This window comes from Chryseobacterium sp. MHB01 (genome assembly GCF_034651565.1).
GTDB lineage: Bacteria > Bacteroidota > Bacteroidia > Flavobacteriales > Weeksellaceae > Chryseobacterium > Chryseobacterium nepalense.
Genome location: NZ_JAYEDA010000011.1, coordinates 83,937 through 101,611, shown reverse-complemented (window position 1 = coordinate 101,611; position 17,675 = coordinate 83,937). Strand labels below are relative to the sequence as shown.

Sequence of the window (17,675 nt, the reverse complement as noted above, 5' to 3'; positions counted from 1 at the left end):
TATTATATGATTCGTTTTACTCTTCCTCCTCCGTATTTTTCAGTTTCATCAAAAGCGTATAGGCATTTTTGGTAACGATCTTTTTATTTTTAAAATCATCAAAATTGAGAATCTGAACAAAACCGTTTTCCGTTTCTCCTAAAGTAACCGGCATTAATCGATAGGTCTGTTTTTTAACTTCAACAAAAACGAAGTCTTTGCCTTCAAAATTCACGATGCTTTCCTCCGGAACCGCATTGGAAAAAGAGGTGTTGGTTTCAATTTCGGCATTCATATACATTCCCGGAACCAAGGTTTGATCGTATTTGTCGAAATGACAGTGAACTTCTGCCAGACCGCCCTGACTGATATCCTTGCTGATCAAAAGAATTTCGCCATAATATTTTTTGCCCGGATCTGCATTGGTGTACGCTGCGAAACGCTGTCCTTTTTTCAGGTTTTCCAGATCTTTTTCGTACACTTTAAGATTCAGATGGATGTCATCCGGATTGATGAGCTCAAAAAGTACATCCGAAGGATTTACATATTTCCCGATATTCACATTCACTTTGCTTACAAAACCATTGATGGAGCTGTACACCGGAACACTTTTCGTAATGCTTCCCGATTTTAAAGATTCAGGATTGATATTGATGAGTTTGAGCTGTTGTGCCAATGAATTCATCAGAATTCTCTGGCTGTTCATTTCGGATTGAGCAAGCTGCATCGCTTTGTCACTGCTTGCCTGACTTTGGTTCAGGGTTTTCTGACGGTTGTAATCCAGTTCTGCAAAATGTGCTTTGGATCTTGCCATTAAATAATCCTGCTGAAGCTGAATGAATTGCGGATTTTCGATCACGGCAATCACCTGCCCTCTGGAAACCGGCATTCCCGGAAGCAGATTGCTGGATTTCAGATAGCCGCCAAGCGGAATGCTTACAGAAACGAGATTTTGCGGCGGAACATCGATCATTCCGTTTAATTTTAGGGTTGAAGCAATATTTTGAAGCGAAAGTGTTGTTGTTACTATCGGTGCATTTTTGAGCTGAGCATCGGTTAAGGTAACTACATTTTCATCTTTCGGGAGACTTTTTTCCTGCTTTGGAGCTTCTTCTTTTTTGCATTGGATGAAGACAAAAAAGCTGATTAATAAGGCATATATTGAAATTGATTTCATTTTTTTACGGATTTAAAGTAAGGTATTCCAGTTCAATGGCACTTTGGTTAAGTTTCCAGACGGCATCGGTGTAATTGTTTTTAAGCTGTACCGCCTGGTTCACGAGGATCACAAATTCAAGGTAATTGATTTCACCGCCGATGAATTGTCTTTTCGCCGTTTCGGTAATGACCTCTGCATTTTTCAGATCGGAACTTTCATATTTTGAAACAATTTCCAGACTGGACTGATAGATTTCTCTTGCTTTTTTAAGCTGATTCTGCAGATTGAATTGCGCATTTTTCAGCTCACTTTCTGCGACAGACTGCGCCACTTTTGCAGCTTCAATTCTCGCTTTTTGACCTCCGGAAAATATCGGAAGCGAAACACCGACCTGAACCGAATGGAACTGAGGCGTTGCATTATACAATTTATCATCCGGTCCCAATCCTTTAAAGCTGTTCAGGTTATATGCCAACTGCAGACCGGGAAGCATTTTCGCTTTTTCCAGTGCGATCTGTTCTGCGGAAATATTTTTCTGCTGTTCCCAGATTTTGAGCAAAGGATGATCCGCCGGTTTTTCGTTTAAAGAATTGGCAAAAGATTTTGAATCTTCAGGAATGAAATCGGTTTCCGTATTCAAAAGCCACTGAAACTGAATCTTTAAAACGGCTAATTCCTGCTGCAATTGTTTCAATTGAATTTCTATCGCCAATTTCTGGCTGGAAGCGGTTGTTTTTTCCAGAATATTGCTCTCTCCTGCTTTCAGTCTAAGATTTGCTTTGTCTGAAAAGTCGGTGTACAGTTTCAGGATTTCATTCAGCAGTTTTTCTTTTTCCTTCCAGTACAGCATATTGTAAAAGGTAAGACTGACTGCCTTTTTAAGTTCATATTCTTTCAGGGAAACATTCAGCAAAGATTTTTTCCATTCTTCGGTGTATACATTTTTCTGTTTTTTATACACTGTCGGAAAAGCAATGTTCTGAGATACGCCAAATTTCATATCGTTGTACGCACTGTTGATCTGTCCGTAATCGAACGTTACACCAGTCTGTGGAATATCATTAGCCGATTTTATCAAAGCTTTGGAATATTCCGATTTCAGCTTTTCGTTTTTAAGATTTCTGTTGTTTTCCAGTGCGGTATTGATCGCAGTCCGAAGATTGATCGGCGTTTGTGCCTTCAGTCCAAATCCTGCAAAGCTGAATAGCAAAATGAATACAGCTGTTATATTTTTATGATTATTTTTCATATGTAGATATTTATTGTTTTTTAAAGGTCATATGTAATCGCGTTTTCTTCAAATGCGTTTGCGTTTTCCAAATGATGGCGATTTCATTTTAAATCCTTTTTCAATGGTTACATAAAGAAGCGGCAGTACAAAAAGGGTAAGGAAGGTTGCCACGAGCAAACCTCCGATCACCACGGTTGCCAACGGACGCTGAACTTCGGCTCCTGCTCCGTTGCTGAGCGCCATCGGAATAAATCCTAAAGATGCCACGAAAGCCGTCATCAAAACCGGACGAAGTCTGGATTCTCCACCATCAATTACAATTCTTACGATATTACGGATTCCGCTTTTGTATAATCTGTTGAATTCTGAGATGAGAACGATTCCGTTGAGAACTGCCACTCCGAAAAGGGCGATGAATCCAACACCTGCACTGATGCTGAAAGGCATTCCTCTCAAAGCCAGAAGAAATACGCCGCCAATAATTGACAGTGGAATAGCGGTGTAAATCAGCAGACTTTCTTTTACCGAGCCGAATGCTAAAAACAACATCACAAAAATAAGCGCCAAAGCAACCGGAACAGCAATCATCAGACGCTGTTTTGCATTGTTCAGGTTTTCAAAAGAACCTCCGTAAGTCATATAATAACCTGTCGGAAGTTTTATCTCTTTGTTGACTTTAGTCTGAAGTTCTTCCACGATGCTCTGAACGTCTCTTCCTTTGATGTTGAATCCAACGACAATTCTGCGCTGTGCATTTTCTCTCTGAATCTGGTTTGGTCCGTTTTTCACTTCAACTTTTGCGAGCTGGGAAAGCGGAATTTGGTTTCCGAAAGGGGTCGGAACCAACAGGTTTTTAATATCATCCACATTTTTACGGACTTTGGAATCGAGACGGACAACCATATCGAAACGCTTTTCGCCTTCGAAAACGAGACCTGTACTCTGACCTGCGAATGCAGCATTCACAATCCGGTTGATGTCGGAAATGGATAAATGATACTGTGCGATTACCGGACGGTTGTACTCTATCGTTACCTGCGGCATTCCGGCAATCGGTTCGATGTAAAGGTTTTGGGCTCCGTCTACAGTTTCAATAATTTTCCCGAGTTTCTGGGCATTTTTTGAAAGCACGTCCAGATCATCTCCAAAAATTTTAACCACGACATCCTGTCTTGCTCCCGTCATCAGTTCATTGAAACGCATCTGCACCGGAAACTGGAAACTTACCGTTACCCCGGGAACATCCTGCAGTTCTTTGGTCATTTTATCTGCCAGTTCCGGGAATGTGGAAGCGGAAGTCCATTCTTTTTTATCCTTCAGAATCAACATTATATCCGCGGCATCCATCGGCATCGGGTCTGTAGGAACCTCCCCGCTTCCGATTTTTGTCACGACTTTTTGTACTTCGGGAAATCTTGATTTCAGGATGTGAGCAGCTTTCTGTGTACTTTCAATAGTTGTGTTGAGATTGCTTCCCGGCAAAACCCTGGTTTCAACGGCAAAATCCCCTTCTTCAAGCGAAGGAATAAATTCACCTCCCATTCTGCTGAGAATGAAAATCGCCAACACGAAAAGTATAGCCACGATGGAGAATACTATTTTCGGGACTCTTAAGATTTTAAGCAGTGTTTTCAGATAGATTTTCTCCACTTTTTTCATCATTCGGTCAGATAAACTCGGCTTTGAGCTTCTTTTTCTTAACAGCAAAGAACTCATCATCGGAATGTAGGTTAATGACAATAAAAATGCGCCTAATAAAGCGAAAGCGACCGTCTGAGCCATCGGTTTGAACATTTTCCCCTCAATTCCCTGTAAGGTAAGAATCGGAAGATAAACAATGAGAATGATGATCTGTCCAAAAACGGCACTGTTCATCATCTTTCCGGCTGAATCGATGACAATGGTGTCCATTTCTTCTTTTCCGACGGAGAATATTTTTTTGAATTTTGAATTATGGCTGAACTGATGCAGAACGGATTCTACAATAATCACCGCACCGTCAATAATCAATCCGAAATCCAATGCGCCGAGACTCATCAGGTTTCCGCTGACTCCGAAAAGATTCATCATACAGATGGCAAAAAGCATTGCGAGCGGAATTACGGAAGCCACGAGCAATCCGGCGCGTACATTTCCGAGGAACAGAACCAGTACAAAAACAACGATCAATGCGCCTTCTGTAAGATTTTTCTCAACGGTTCCGATGGCATTGTTTACCATTTTGGTACGATCCAGAAACGGTTCTATCACCACTCCTTTCGGAAGTGTTTTCTGAATCTGGGCAATTTTTTCTTTTACGTTTTTAATGACCTGATTGCTGTTTTCGCCTTTCAGCATCATCACTACTGCTCCGGAAACTTCTCCCTGATCGTTGAATGTCATGGCGCCGTATCTTGTTGCAAAGCTGGTTTTCACCTCTGCAACGTCTCTTATAAACAATGGAATTTCATTGGTTTTGGAAGCAATCGCTATATTTTTGATGTCTTCGATATTGCCAATCAAACCTTCGCTTCGGATGTATAAAACGGTGGGACCTTTTTCAATATAAGCTCCTCCTGTGTTTTGGTTATTGGTGTTTAATGCATCGAAAACATCGTTGATGGTGATTCCGTAAGCGTTTAATCTGTCGGGATTGACGGCAATTTCGTATTGTTTCAGTTTTCCTCCGAAACTGCTGACTTCGGCAACGCCTTTTACACCGAGCAGCTGTCTTCTCACGATCCAGTCCTGAATGGTGCGGAGTTCTGTAATATCGTATTTTTTCTCGTAGCCTTTTTCGGGACGAATCACGTACTGGAAAATTTCTCCTAACCCCGTGGAAATAGGACCTAATTCGGGGGTTCCGATTCCCTGCGGAATCTGGGTCTGAACCTGTTGCAGCCGTTCTGCAACCTGCTGTCTTGCCCAGTAAATATCGACATCATCCTCAAAGACGATGGTAACGAGCGATAAACCGAACCGTGAAAAACTGCGGATTTCTTTTAATCCTGAAATATTATTGTTTGCCTGTTCTATGGGAAATGTCACCAGTCTTTCAATGTCTGTTGCCCCAAATGAAGGGGCAATCGTAATGACCTGAACCTGGTTGTTGGTAATGTCCGGAACAGCGTCGATCGGCAGTTTGGTGACCTGATAGGAACCCACGCCTATCAATCCCAAAACCAACAGCGCAATGATGAGTTTATTCTTTACAGAAAACTCAATGATTTTTGTAAGCATAATGATTTGTTGAGCTTATTAGCAGATGATAGATAATAGATAACAGATGATAGATAACTATGCTATAGATAAATATCTCTATTTGAATTTACTATTCCAGCAAATGCTTATGAATAAATAAGTTTGATCGCCTGATAAAAAATTAATGAACCTATCGTTGATCAACTTAATATCAAAACGTTCTCAAAAATATTTTTGAGAAGAATTCAGAAAAAAATCAACAAAATTTCGGCGGTTGCCAGATAGAATTGAGAATATCTTTATTGTAAAAGATGCTTTTGTAAAAAGTCTGTTTGGATTTAATAATCGGGTTGGATTCTTTGTCGGACAAATGAAAAGTAAAAGGTATCGCCGGTGTACAAACGATCACAAGATGCGCAGCGTGCGAAACGAATGGCAGTTGCTGATCTTTGTTATAATCTGAATCTTTTACCGGGTTTTCGTAATGGATTTTAAAGAACGAACCGATTGTGATAGCAGGATTTTGCTCCTTATGCTCCAGATAATGTTCAACAAGAACCGGTACTTTCAAAAACTGATACAGCTCGGTTGTAGAAACCAAGTATAAACTAAGCAATAGTATTGAGATCAGTTTTTTCACTTATGCAAAATTATAAAATGTTTCGTTAAGAACAATTTTAAATAAGCTAAATCATTTTTTTGCAATATTAAAAGCTATGTATTGTATATTGGTACTCATTATAGAAGTGATCTTTTTCTTAAACATTTCTTAAAAAGGATTTATCTTTATTTAAGAAACACATCTTTTCAGCTGTAGTTTATTATTTTTGTAAGCCATCAAATATCTTTTACTACAGTATTCAAATCTACATTTATTGCCACTACTATTTTTTATTTCGAAATTTTTGTTTAAATTTTAATATCCAATGTTTTAAAAATCAAATTATTCACTGAATCCTTGGGGTATTAAACAGACCTGGTAAAATTGACCGTCGGGGCATAATGACGGGAGATAAACGCCAAAAATCGTAAATTTACAATCTATTAAAAAAGAAACGATGAGCAATGATTACAATTACAAACCGATAGACAAGATCGTGCAGCCTATGCAAAGATTTATTCAACAGGAAAAGTCTGGAGGACTGTTGTTGGGAATCAGCGTTATATTGGCCCTTATTTTGGCAAATACACCTTTGTCTCATGCCTATCATGAAGTTTTGGAACAATCTTTTGGCTTCCAGTGGAACAATGAAACCTATTTTAATTATACCATTCACCACTGGATTAATGACGGTCTGATGTCCATATTTTTCTTTGTGGTCGGTTTGGAGCTGAAACGGGAGATTATCGGGGGAGAGCTTTCTAATGTCAGAAAGGCTGTTTTACCTATTGTAGCTGCTGTTGGAGGCATGGTAATGCCTGCCCTTATTTATCTTCTTTTTAATCCTTCAGGTGAGCCACACAAAGGCTGGGGAATCCCGATGGCTACAGATATTGCTTTTGCATTGGGAGTTCTTTACCTGCTGGGAAATAAAATACCGTTGGCACTTAAGGTTTTTTTAACAGCACTTGCTATTGTCGATGATCTTGGAGCAGTGCTCGTTATCGCATTTTTCTACACCGCTGAAATCAATATGGTATTTTTACTGGCCGGGTTTTTCATTCTTGCTTTAATGTATTTGGGAAACAAGCTTGGCATACGATCCATTATTTTCTATGCAGTTTTGGGAATCGGCGGAGTCTGGACCTGTTTTCTCGTGTCGGGAGTTCATGCTACGATCGCCGCCGTACTGGCTGCATTTACGATCCCGGCCGATGTGAAGATCCGGGAAAGTGTTTTTATTGCCAAGATTAATTCCTATCTGGAACGATTTAAAAATATTGATCCTGACCAGAATACACCCACCCTCACCAATGAACAGCTACATGTCCTGGAAAAAATGAACGAGGCAACCCTGGCTGCCACTCCCCCATTGCAAAGACTGGAACATGCCATGCATCCTGCCGTTTCATTCCTGATTATCCCTATTTTCGCTATAGCGAATGCCGGTGTCTCGCTAACTATTGATATAGAGAGTCTTTTTAACAATAATATTGCAGTAGGTACTGCTTTAGGTCTGTTATTGGGTAAAGTAATCGGCATTGCAGGATTCAGTATTTTGTTTATAAAACTGAAAATTGCCAAAGTTCCTACGGGAATGACAATTAAAAACCTTTTCGGACTTGGATTTTTAGCTTCCATAGGATTCACCATGTCACTTTTTGTAACCTCACTGGCCTTCAGCCATGAAGAATACCAGACTCAGGCAAAAATAGGTATATTTGCGGCATCACTTATCGGTGGAATTATAGGATATGTGATTCTCAACCGATCTGCAAAATAACTAAGGATGATTAGAATATAGATTAGGAATATGACAAACAGGGTCACCGACCAGATGTATTATACCAATTATAAAATAAAAAAAGGAAAAAGCACTCTTAAAATGCTTTTTCCTTACAGGTGACCCCGGAGGGATTCGAACCCCCAACCGACGGAGCCGAAATCCGTTATTCTATCCAGTTGAACTACGGAGCCATTTATAAATGATAACTGATGAATTATAAATGATTAATCATTCATCAATTATCATCTATCAATTATATTTAGAATGTAATCTTTACGCCTCCCAAAATTTGTGCACCAAGAACTTTGTAGCCTTTGTACGTTTGGTATTTTGAGTTCAGAAGATTATTTCCGAGTGCGAAAATACTGAAATTTTTGTGAATTTTATACTCTGCTGATAAGTTTAAATCAGCATAGCCTCCAACTTTATCATTTGTATCCTCTGTAGACAGGTAGGTTACCGGATTGCCAACTCCCTCAAGCACAAATGAATTCGTCGTTCTGTCGCTTGCAAAAATCCCTTTAAAACCAAGCATTAATTTTTGATCAAGCATGGTATATTTTGCTCCGATTGACGCCGTTACGAGCGGTACATTATAGATATCCGAGTAATTATCGAGGTCAAATTTGGTAAATTTTACTTCTGTATCCAGGATAAGATTTGCCAGCGGGAAATATTGAAGGCTACCTTTAATATCGCCCACATTACCATTATCATAAACAGCAGAAAAAGTATTGGCATAATTATAAGCGGAACGATTAACCGAAGTATAATCGAACAAATCATTTGCTCTGAAGAACATGATATCATTCATTTTTCCGTACCCTGCAGAAACATCATATTTGAACATTTCATCAATATCTCCTCTTAAACCTACATAAAAATGATATTTTGTTTCAGTAGGTCTTAAGTACTGATTGGAAACGATAAAAGGGTTTTGCTGTAAAAGATCAGCATATGTATTCAGTTTAAGACCTCCGTCTACCCCACCGTAGAATTTAAACTCATCAGCGGCTGCATACTGGAATTCAGCCTGTGGAAACCAATACGTTTTATTATTTTTCATCTGTTCAGCCATCATCATATTCTGATTTTTCGAATTCAGAAATGCAAACGAAGAACCTAACATTAAATATGAATCTCCTTTTCTAAAGGTAACTTTAGGAGCAAGATTCAGATTAACAAAATTGGATGAATTCTGATCAAGAATGGCAAATTCGCTTTTTACAGCTTCTACACCTACTCCCAGATCAGCGTTAAGGTTAAAACCTGACTTCCCGATTTCAACCGCATGTTTTGACAAATTGGCTAAAATGGAGACCTGGTTTTCCTGAGCATCAAAATGGTCTTTCAAAAAAGATGACTTTACACGCACATCATTCAGAATTTCATTGGAATAAAAATCATAATATCCGTTTACTTTAAATTGATTAACTCTCTGATCCAGATCAACATCTCCAGGCTGCAGTGCATAAATTCCGTAGTAGTTATAACTGTTTAAGCCATATTCAGCATTCAGATTGAATTTCCCTTTATCTCCGTAAGAATTGAGAAAGGCTCCCAAAGTAGTGGAACTCTGCTTGGAATCCCAGTCATATTCTTTTTTAAGGCCTTGTGTTGAAAGAAAATGGGCATCAACACCCACCTCAATTTTGTTTTCCAGTGTTTTGGAAATATTGGCATCTCCGAGAATTTTCCCGTAATTTCCCATTCCGAACTGGATATAATTATTTTGCGCAGAACCTTCAAATTTTGGTGTAACATCCTGGCCCTGGATGGTAGAAGTTTTAAAATCCGAAACTGCGGGAACATCCGTTATTCTGTATTGTACAGGATTTTGGGATTTTTCTTCCGGCGGATAATTTTTAATGGTTTCTACCGAAGTTTTCTTTTTTTCGATCTTCTTTACTTCCGGTTCTCTTTTTTTATTAAGAATCAGTTTTTCTTCTTTGATCTGGGAAAACGCCACCGATGAAAACCCTAAAAATATGATGGATAATAATTGAATTCTTTTATTCATTTTTTACAATAGGTATTAATGTATAATGTCGGATGTATAATGTATCTGAACGCTACATTTTACTTTTTACACTCTACGTTTTACATTTTATACTTTTATTTTTTAATCTGCTTTTTAACCTCTTTTGCTTCCGCTACGATCTCCGGAAAATCTTTATAATTTTCGATAATCTGATCGCATGTATAGCTCGCCTGGTAATTGTCTTTTAAACCAACATAGTTTTTCGCCATTAATACAAGAGCTTTTGCTCCCCAATATTCCTCCGAAGAATAATTATTGGCCAGTTTAAAAATCGTTTCATTGGAAGGTTTAAAGGCCTTTGCTTTACTCTGATAAAATGCTTTTGCATAAAGCGATTCTGCCGCAACTTCCGTATTAGAAGATTTTTCCAAAGAAGCATATGCAGCCTGTGCATCCTTATCTTTTCCGGCATTCATCAGGCTTCTTGCTTTAATCACTTTTGCAGTCTCAATAACGGCCGCCGAGTTTTTACCGTTGGCAATTACCGCATCGGCAAGCTTTTCAGCTTCAGCAAAATTCTTTTCTTCAGCGTATAATTTCATTAATTCTACATTTGCATAGTTTTTAACATTTACATTTGAAGAATTTTTGATGTTTTCTAAATATTTTCTGGCTTCTGCCGAATCACCCTGTGCAATATAGATCTGGGCCAGACGGGTTTGCGCATCATCCTGATAATCGTTTTGCACATTGGCAATTTCCTGTAAAACCAGCAATGCTTTTGTTGTATTTTTTGTCTGGTAGTAACTTTCTCCAAGCTCATATTTTGCCTGGTAAAGACCTTCTCCTGTAGGATTTTGGGTTAAATATTTTTCGTAGTACGAAATAGCACTCTGATAATCTTTTTTAGCAAAATACTGTTTTGCCGTGGAAAGGTTGATCTCGTCAATTTCAGCAGCATCGATGTTGACTCCGATATTTTTAGCAAAATTCTGATAGCCGGCAACATCTCCGTTTTTAGTGAAAATTGGCTTCGCAGCCTGCGCTATTTTTTCAGCATAAGCTGTATTTCTGTACTGCTCACCAAGAGATTTTAATTCAGATAATGCTTTATCATTCTGGTTTAAATCAATATAATTTTGTGCCCTGTAAATTGAAGCATTCGCAACCAGATCTTTATCCGATGAGTTTCTGATTACTTTGGCAAAGAAATCATTCGAGTTGGCAAAATCATCCTGCGCCGCATAGGCTGTTCCTATTTCATACTGAGCATCATCATAATACTCCGAATCCGGATATTTTGACAACAGGTTTTTCAGATTGGAAATTTTAGCCTGTGTATCGCCTTTAAACCCTAAGGCCATTGCCTTCTGATACAATATATAATCTGTGGCATCTTCATTTTTCTCATAGATGGCGATCGCTTCATTCAGATTATTATTGGCGTAATTGATGTCTGCCAAACGAAGTTCAGCATCATTTTTAAATTCAGGTTTCGGATTTTTTAAATATTGGGTAAAATACTGTTCTGCCTGATCAAACTTTTTAGACTTGAAATAGGCATATCCCAAATCGTAAGGAAGCTGCTGCTTTTCAGGGAAATTTTCATTTAAAAGCTTTTCATAGCGTACAATGGCAGAAGGATAGTTTCCTTTCTGGTAATACACCTGTCCCAGCCAGTATAATGCCCTGTTGTTAAACTCTTTATTGATATTAAACCCTAAACTTCTGAGGAAATACTGTTCCGCTTCATCATAATTTCCCTTGTTGAATTCTTCCGTTCCCAGTAAGTATGAAACTTCCTGGTCAATTTTATCAATTTCCGGAGATGAATTCTTAAGCCTGTCGATTGCATTCAGTGTTTCTTTATAATTTCCCGAATAGAGGTAAGATTTCACCAAAAGTGATCTCATCTCTGAAGCATTGGTTTCCGGATTTTCGGTAATATAATTCTGAATTACCGTGGAAGCGCTTTCAAAAGGATTCCCGATATCATAACTTAATTTTGCATACTGCTCGTGGGCCAGCTTCTTCACTTTCGGATCATAGCTCATCTGGTACGAAGAACGGAAAGCCGAAAGCGCTTCCTGTTTTTTATCAACCGCGAGATAAGCATTTCCAAGCTGATAATAAGCATTTTGAGCCAACGCTGAATTGCTGTTTAATAATTGGTTGTAATAGGAAACCGCTTCATCATATTTTTTAAGCTGAGCTGCCACAAATCCCATTTCATACAGATCATTTTCCGAAGGATTCTGCTGAACGCTCAGATAATCTTTAAGGTGGGGATATGCTGACGTATAATCGCCCTTCATGAAGTAACTTTCTCCGATGATTTTATGAACTTCCGCTTTATAAGCTTCAGAAATATCTTCATTCAATAAAGCTGTACCTTCTGAAATTGCCTTATCATAGTCCTTATCATTATAATACATCTGAACATAATAAGGACGAACGAGTTTTGAATATTTAGGCTGATCTTTTACCGAATCGAAATATCGGAATGCCTTTTCATTCTGCCGGTCGGAATAATATAAATGTCCTAACATGTAGGCAATATCCCCTTTTTGGGATTCGTCTGCTGTTTTGTAGGCTTCTTCAAGAGCATCAGTTGCCCCTTTAGAATCTCCCATCATGAATTTGGCATATCCTAATTTCAGAACATATTGCGTATTTTCTTCTTTTGAAAGCTGATATTGATTTACTTTTTTAAGTGTTTCCAGGGCTTTCGGAAAATCCTTTTTAGCAAGATAATAATCGGCTAAAGGTAAATTGGCCTGTGCAAAATACGCCGAGTTCGGATATTCTTTAATAAAAGCCGTTAAACCTTCTTCCGCATGATTTTTCTGAAGAATAACTCCAATCACATTATCAAAAAACTGCGCCGCTTCCTGTCTTGACCTTGACAAATTCTGGTTGTAGAAATATTGCCGGGCATATTCATATTGAGAAGCATTGTATATTTTGGTCTGATAAAGATTTTCAGCAAGGTTGAAGCGGTAATTTTCTTTTTGGCTAAAGTATTGAGACTGCTGTGCATCGGAGATTCCGAAATAGAACACCGCAGCCGCTAAGAGTATTTTTTTTGATTTCATTAATTTTAAATTTTAAAATGTTTAAGGCTGGTAATCAGCTTTACTATATTTAAAATTCTGCGGAAAAATTATCCACAATCCATCAACGAAAATATTGAAAAGATATTGTATATACAAGTGTTTTAACACATTGTTAATAAGTGGATAAATTTTTAAGACTTCTTAACTTTTCGGTAAGAAACCTTAAGAAAACCCGAATTATTTCAGATAAATAATTACATTTGCTTTTTTCAAATCAAATTTTAGAATTGAATGAGTCAGCTTTTTAGAAGGAAAATCTATTCAGAGTCAGATACATCCACAAGCCTTCATAGGGTTTTGGGTGTTTGGGATATTGTGTTCTTTGGTATTGCAGCGATTATTGGTGCGGGAAGTTTCAGCAGTTTGGGAGAAGCGGTTTTCAGAGGAGGTCCCGGAGTTATTTTACTGTATCTGATTTGTGGTTTTGCCTGCGGATTTACGGCACTTTGTTATGCTGAATTTGCCAGCAGAATTCCTACTGCAGGATCGGCTTATACTTATGCCTATGCGAGTTTTGGTGAACTTATTGCCTGGGTTATCGGCTGGGCATTGATTATGGAGTATTCCTTCGGAAATATCTATGTCGCCTTTTCGTGGTCGGATTATTTTACCAGCTTTTTAGAAAGATTGGGAATGCACATTCCGGACTATCTTACCTGCAGTTATACGGAAGCTAAAAAAGCCTTTATGAACGGCTCAGAAAACAAAGAGCTCATCAGTGCATGGAAAAATGCACCGTTGTTGGGAAATTTAAAATTCATTGTTGACTTTCCGGCATTGGTTATCAACGGACTAATCACGTGGCTGTGCTATGTCGGCGTTAAAGAAAGTAAAAACTTTAATAACGTTTTAGTAATTCTGAAACTTGCCGTTATTGTTCTGATAATTTTGGTAGGTTTCGCTTACATTAATACAGATAACTGGACCCCTGTAAATCCTGAAACACAGGTCGCTTCTTTTATGCCGAACGGCTTTGCAGGCGTCATGAGTGCAGTTTCAGGAGTATTCTTTGCCTACATCGGTTTTGATGCTTTAAGTGTACTTTCCGAAGAGACAAAAGATCCGCAGCGTACATTACCTAAAGGAATGATCATTTCCCTGGTGCTGTGTACTGTTATTTATATCGCTTTGACTCTGGTGCTGACAGGAATGGTAGATTACAGGAAATTCGACGGTGTTGGAGATCCGCTTTCTTTCATCTTTGAAAAATCCAATGCCAATGTTGCATGGATGGAACTCGTGGTTTCTTTTGTTGCTATTGTTGCTATTACGACGGTTTTACTGGTATTTCAGATGGGGCAGCCGAGAATATGGTATGCGATGAGCCGTGACGGACTGATGTCTCCAAAATTCCAGACGGTACATCCAAAATATAAAACCCCTTCTTATGCAACCGTAGTTACCGGAATTGTAGTTGGTATTCCTATATTATTTACCGATAAAAGCTTCATTCTTGATTTTACAAGTATCGGAACTATTTTCGCATTTGTACTGGTTTGCGCAGGTGTTCTGATGCTTCCTGCAAAAGAGAAACTGAAAGGCAGATTCCATCTTCCTTATATTAATGGTAAAATCATTTTCCCGGTTATTTTTATCGGTAGCCTGATCGGTTTCTATTTCTGGCAGCCTGAATTTTTTAACACGCTGATGGATTGGAATGATCCTAAAGAAGGAGAATTCAGAGCTTCTATATTTTTCTTTATATTGATTAATCTTGTTCTTTGCATCTTTACTTTTATAAAGAACTTTTCATTGATTCCATTAGTCGGGTTAAGCTCATGCTTATATCTTTTAACCGGGATGAGCCATGACAACTGGTTTTGGTTCGGGCTATGGTTTGCAATAGGACTGATTATTTATTTCTGCTACGGATACAGAAACAGCAAGCTCAGAAAAGCTTAACATATAACAAATACGGAGCCGGATTCTTTAAAAGAATCCGGCTTTTATTTTTTGGAAACTTTAAAATTTGGCGAACTTATTGCTTAGATTCTATTAATTAAAATACAAATGCCATGTCTGAAAGAATAAAAACATTCAAGGAATTTTACCAGTTTTACCTTACCGAACACCGTAAAATGGGAACGCGAATTTTCCATTTTGTAGGAATTTTATTGGTATTTTTTGTAATAGGATACGTGATAAGTTCAGGAAAAGAAAGGTTTTTATGGTATGTTCCAATATTTGGATACGGCTTTGCATGGTTTAGTCATGCTGTGATTGAAAAGAATAAACCGGCAACATTCCGTTATCCGCTGTGGTCATTGATTTCAGATTTCAGACTTTTTTTTGAACTCCTGATCGGCAAACAGAAATTCACTGGAATTCCGGTTCCGAAGAAAACGGAAGAGATTTAGAGCTTTTATAATCAAAAAAATTTCGGGCGGGTTTGCTTTGCAAACCCGCCCGAAATTTTCCTTAACCTTATTTAAATCTTTTCTTAAAGTTAAACTTCAGCATATTCATCAGCCCCGGTTCAATAATATCAATTCCCAAACCAAAATTACTGTCCGCTACCGTGTGATGATCTGTTCTGAATTTTTCAAATTCATCTTTCGGAATTTCAAGATTCACAAGAGGACTGTATTCTATGTAGGCTGTTGCCCCGTTCTTAATTACTTTCTTTCGGCTTTTAAAATCAAAATACGGATTACTGATGCTACTTTCCTGAACCGTGTATTTTTCTTCCGTATCAATCTTTTGGTCGGTGTACAAGTTGATTTCATATTTCTCACTGTCAAAATTATGCCAGAAAGGAAGATCTTTATGCATATAATCCCGGGCGCTGGCTTTCACCAAATTCCGGTCGAAATACATCAGAAAACGGTTATTTTTAGGATCCACATAATATGGATTTTCTATAATGGACTGATACTGAATTTTAAATTCATTCTGTTTTTTGTCATCACTTACGATATCTATTACAGCATCTTTAAAAATATTTCTGATATCCGTTCCGTTTCTGTCTCCCGAATAATTAAGGCTGTAAAAAAGGAAATTATTCCAGCTGTCGATCACTTCTCTCCTATTTGTGTTTTTAAAATACCTTCTCATGGCATTGGCACGGTTACCTTTATAAGTTGTGGTAAGGGTGAGTTTTCCTATTGTATTCTGAACCCGGAAATCTACTTTTTCATCTACACAGAAATAAGGATAGCGGTACGGTTTTCTTTGCTTCAGTTCCTGATCGGGTTTCACTTCCAAATAATGCATGAAATAAATGAATCCGCGGTTTTCAAGTGTTCCGAATTCATCACGAATCGTAGCGTCTATAAAAAACTCTTCACCTTTATAATTAATTTTCACAATCGCATGATTGAATGTCAGCAAAGAAGGCAGATAATATTTAATGTAAAAATCTGTGTGAAAATTTACCAGAACAATAGAGGCCTCCACTCCGATGTAATCCAGAATTACCTTTAAGAGAACAGATTTGGCCTTGCAATCGCCTTGTTTATTATCATAAGTTACAGCAGGTTCCTGTGGCTTGTGGCCATTCATCTCATCAGCATTAAAAATGTAATAGATATTGTTCTGTACATATTCAATCGCAAACTGGATTTTCTCATCAAGATCCTGTAAAGCATCAAGTTTCTCAATAAGGTTCGGTGCAAAATCCTTTAAAGAAGCATTGTTAAAGATTTCCTGATAAATCGGTGCAATATAATTGGAAAGCTCTTTCCAGGTGTTGTCCGTTGCAAAATCTATGAATGGGAAAATTTCACGGTTAGCATCTACGGGATTGATATAATCAGTCTCTTCAAAAACGAATTTTTCCCCTTTTTCAAGGTAATGTACTTCCGGCTCCTGTACATTGCCGCTTTCATCCCTGAAAAATGTTTTCTTATAAGCAATTTTTTCACTGCGTTCATTGATGAAGGTAAATTTATAGCTGCCGTAGGCCCAGTAATTATCAGGACTTACCCAAACGTATTTTGAAAATTCTTTTCTCAGAAAATCGCGTTCGGTAAAAGGCTTCACTCTTGAATCTTCCATAATAAGAATATCATAGAGCCGGAGATCTTTTATGGTAATATTGATTTTCTTGTTGCTGCTCAGAATCCCTCCGCTGCTGTGATTCTCGCTGTCCAGAACTTTAATTTTCGTATCCGGGATCTTATCAATCAGAACACCATCTCTTAAAACACTGATGCGGTGAATATGGTAGACTTCATTTTCCTCAACAACGACATCTGAAACAGAAGCTCTTTCAAGATTGGCGGGCTCATTTAAAGTGTAGGCCATACAGACATATTCACTGTTTTCCGTATTGCTGGTGTAATACTTTTTATCTAAAAAATAACAAAAATCCTTTCCTTCATTGTTTTGCTGTCGGGCAAAATCGGAATCCTGTATTCTGTTTATGAGTTCCTGATCATCAATATTTCCAGCCCATTCTTCCGGTTTCCGGATTCTGTAATTTTCAATTTCGATCTGATTATCCATATTATATTTTACTAATTGTGTCTTGGTGTATAAATAATAAAAGGTTAAATTAGGTATTTAAAATCTTAAAAACAAGACCGGAAAATGTTAAGATAATTTAAAAATGAGGCATAAAAATTGACTTCTCTGCTTTGAAAATTCAACACAGTCTCATCAGGCAGATTTCAAAAACAAAAAAATAACCTCAGCAAAACTG

At 38.0% G+C, this 17,675-nt stretch carries 8 protein-coding genes, 1 tRNA gene and 1 pseudogene; 3 read left to right on the top strand and 7 right to left on the bottom strand.

Annotated features, from left to right (window positions below):
- Positions 1-16 precede the first annotated feature (16 nt).
- The 3 genes and pseudogenes from U9K52_RS16915 to U9K52_RS16900 form a co-directional block, all read right to left on the bottom strand.
- Positions 17-1,156: an efflux RND transporter periplasmic adaptor subunit gene (locus tag U9K52_RS16915; RefSeq protein ID WP_322927465.1), complete on the bottom strand. Its 1,140-nt coding sequence runs from the start codon at positions 1,154-1,156 to the stop codon at positions 17-19.
- Positions 1,157-1,160: 4 nt separating this feature from the next.
- Positions 1,161-5,588: pseudogene (locus U9K52_RS16905) on the bottom strand (CusA/CzcA family heavy metal efflux RND transporter).
- Between the two features lie 217 nt (positions 5,589-5,805).
- A complete protein-coding gene (locus tag U9K52_RS16900) occupies positions 5,806-6,189 on the bottom strand; it encodes a hypothetical protein (protein ID WP_322927461.1) in 384 nt (127 codons plus the stop codon).
- 418 nt (positions 6,190-6,607) lie between these two features.
- On the opposite strand from U9K52_RS16900, the gene nhaA reads away from it, so the two are divergent.
- The gene (nhaA, locus tag U9K52_RS16895; protein ID WP_322927460.1) at positions 6,608-7,933 is read left to right on the top strand and encodes a Na+/H+ antiporter NhaA; all 1,326 of its coding nucleotides are present in this window, start codon (positions 6,608-6,610) and stop codon (positions 7,931-7,933) included.
- A 120-nt stretch (positions 7,934-8,053) separates the two neighbouring features.
- On the opposite strand, the gene U9K52_RS16890 is transcribed toward nhaA, so the two are convergent.
- From U9K52_RS16890 to U9K52_RS16880, 3 genes are all read right to left on the bottom strand, one after another.
- Positions 8,054-8,127: transfer RNA gene (locus U9K52_RS16890), tRNA-Arg, on the bottom strand.
- A gap of 68 nt (positions 8,128-8,195) precedes the next feature.
- Positions 8,196-9,956, bottom strand: coding sequence for a hypothetical protein (locus U9K52_RS16885; RefSeq protein ID WP_322927459.1), 1,761 nt, complete (start codon positions 9,954-9,956; stop codon positions 8,196-8,198).
- A 95-nt stretch (positions 9,957-10,051) separates the two neighbouring features.
- Positions 10,052-13,012 carry a tetratricopeptide repeat protein gene (locus U9K52_RS16880; RefSeq protein ID WP_322927457.1) on the bottom strand — a complete coding sequence of 987 codons (2,961 nt, stop codon included), beginning with the start codon at positions 13,010-13,012 and terminating at the stop codon, positions 10,052-10,054.
- A gap of 252 nt (positions 13,013-13,264) precedes the next feature.
- On the opposite strand from U9K52_RS16880, the gene U9K52_RS16875 reads away from it, so the two are divergent.
- Positions 13,265-14,935, top strand: a complete 1,671-nt coding sequence (locus U9K52_RS16875; RefSeq protein ID WP_322927456.1) for an APC family permease — start codon at positions 13,265-13,267, stop codon at positions 14,933-14,935.
- A gap of 113 nt (positions 14,936-15,048) precedes the next feature.
- Positions 15,049-15,390, top strand: coding sequence for a DUF962 domain-containing protein (locus U9K52_RS16870; protein ID WP_248393830.1), 342 nt, complete (start codon positions 15,049-15,051; stop codon positions 15,388-15,390).
- A 67-nt stretch (positions 15,391-15,457) separates the two neighbouring features.
- On the opposite strand, the gene U9K52_RS16865 is transcribed toward U9K52_RS16870, so the two are convergent.
- The gene (locus U9K52_RS16865; RefSeq protein ID WP_322927455.1) at positions 15,458-17,479 is read right to left on the bottom strand and encodes a DUF3857 domain-containing protein; all 2,022 of its coding nucleotides are present in this window, start codon (positions 17,477-17,479) and stop codon (positions 15,458-15,460) included.
- Positions 17,480-17,675 lie beyond the last annotated feature (196 nt).

Excerpts from the sequence above, each read along its gene's own strand:
- U9K52_RS16915 (WP_322927465.1), bottom strand. The coding sequence starts at position 1,156 with ATGAAATCAATTTCAATATATGCCTTATTAATCAGCTTTTTTGTCTTC.
- nhaA (WP_322927460.1), top strand. The coding sequence starts at position 6,608 with ATGAGCAATGATTACAATTACAAACCGATAGACAAGATCGTGCAGCCT.
- U9K52_RS16885 (WP_322927459.1), bottom strand. The coding sequence starts at position 9,956 with ATGAATAAAAGAATTCAATTATTATCCATCATATTTTTAGGGTTTTCA.
- U9K52_RS16880 (WP_322927457.1), bottom strand. The coding sequence starts at position 13,012 with ATGAAATCAAAAAAAATACTCTTAGCGGCTGCGGTGTTCTATTTCGGA.
- U9K52_RS16875 (WP_322927456.1), top strand. The coding sequence starts at position 13,265 with ATGAGTCAGCTTTTTAGAAGGAAAATCTATTCAGAGTCAGATACATCC.
- U9K52_RS16870 (WP_248393830.1), top strand. The coding sequence starts at position 15,049 with ATGTCTGAAAGAATAAAAACATTCAAGGAATTTTACCAGTTTTACCTT.
- U9K52_RS16865 (WP_322927455.1), bottom strand. The coding sequence starts at position 17,479 with ATGGATAATCAGATCGAAATTGAAAATTACAGAATCCGGAAACCGGAA.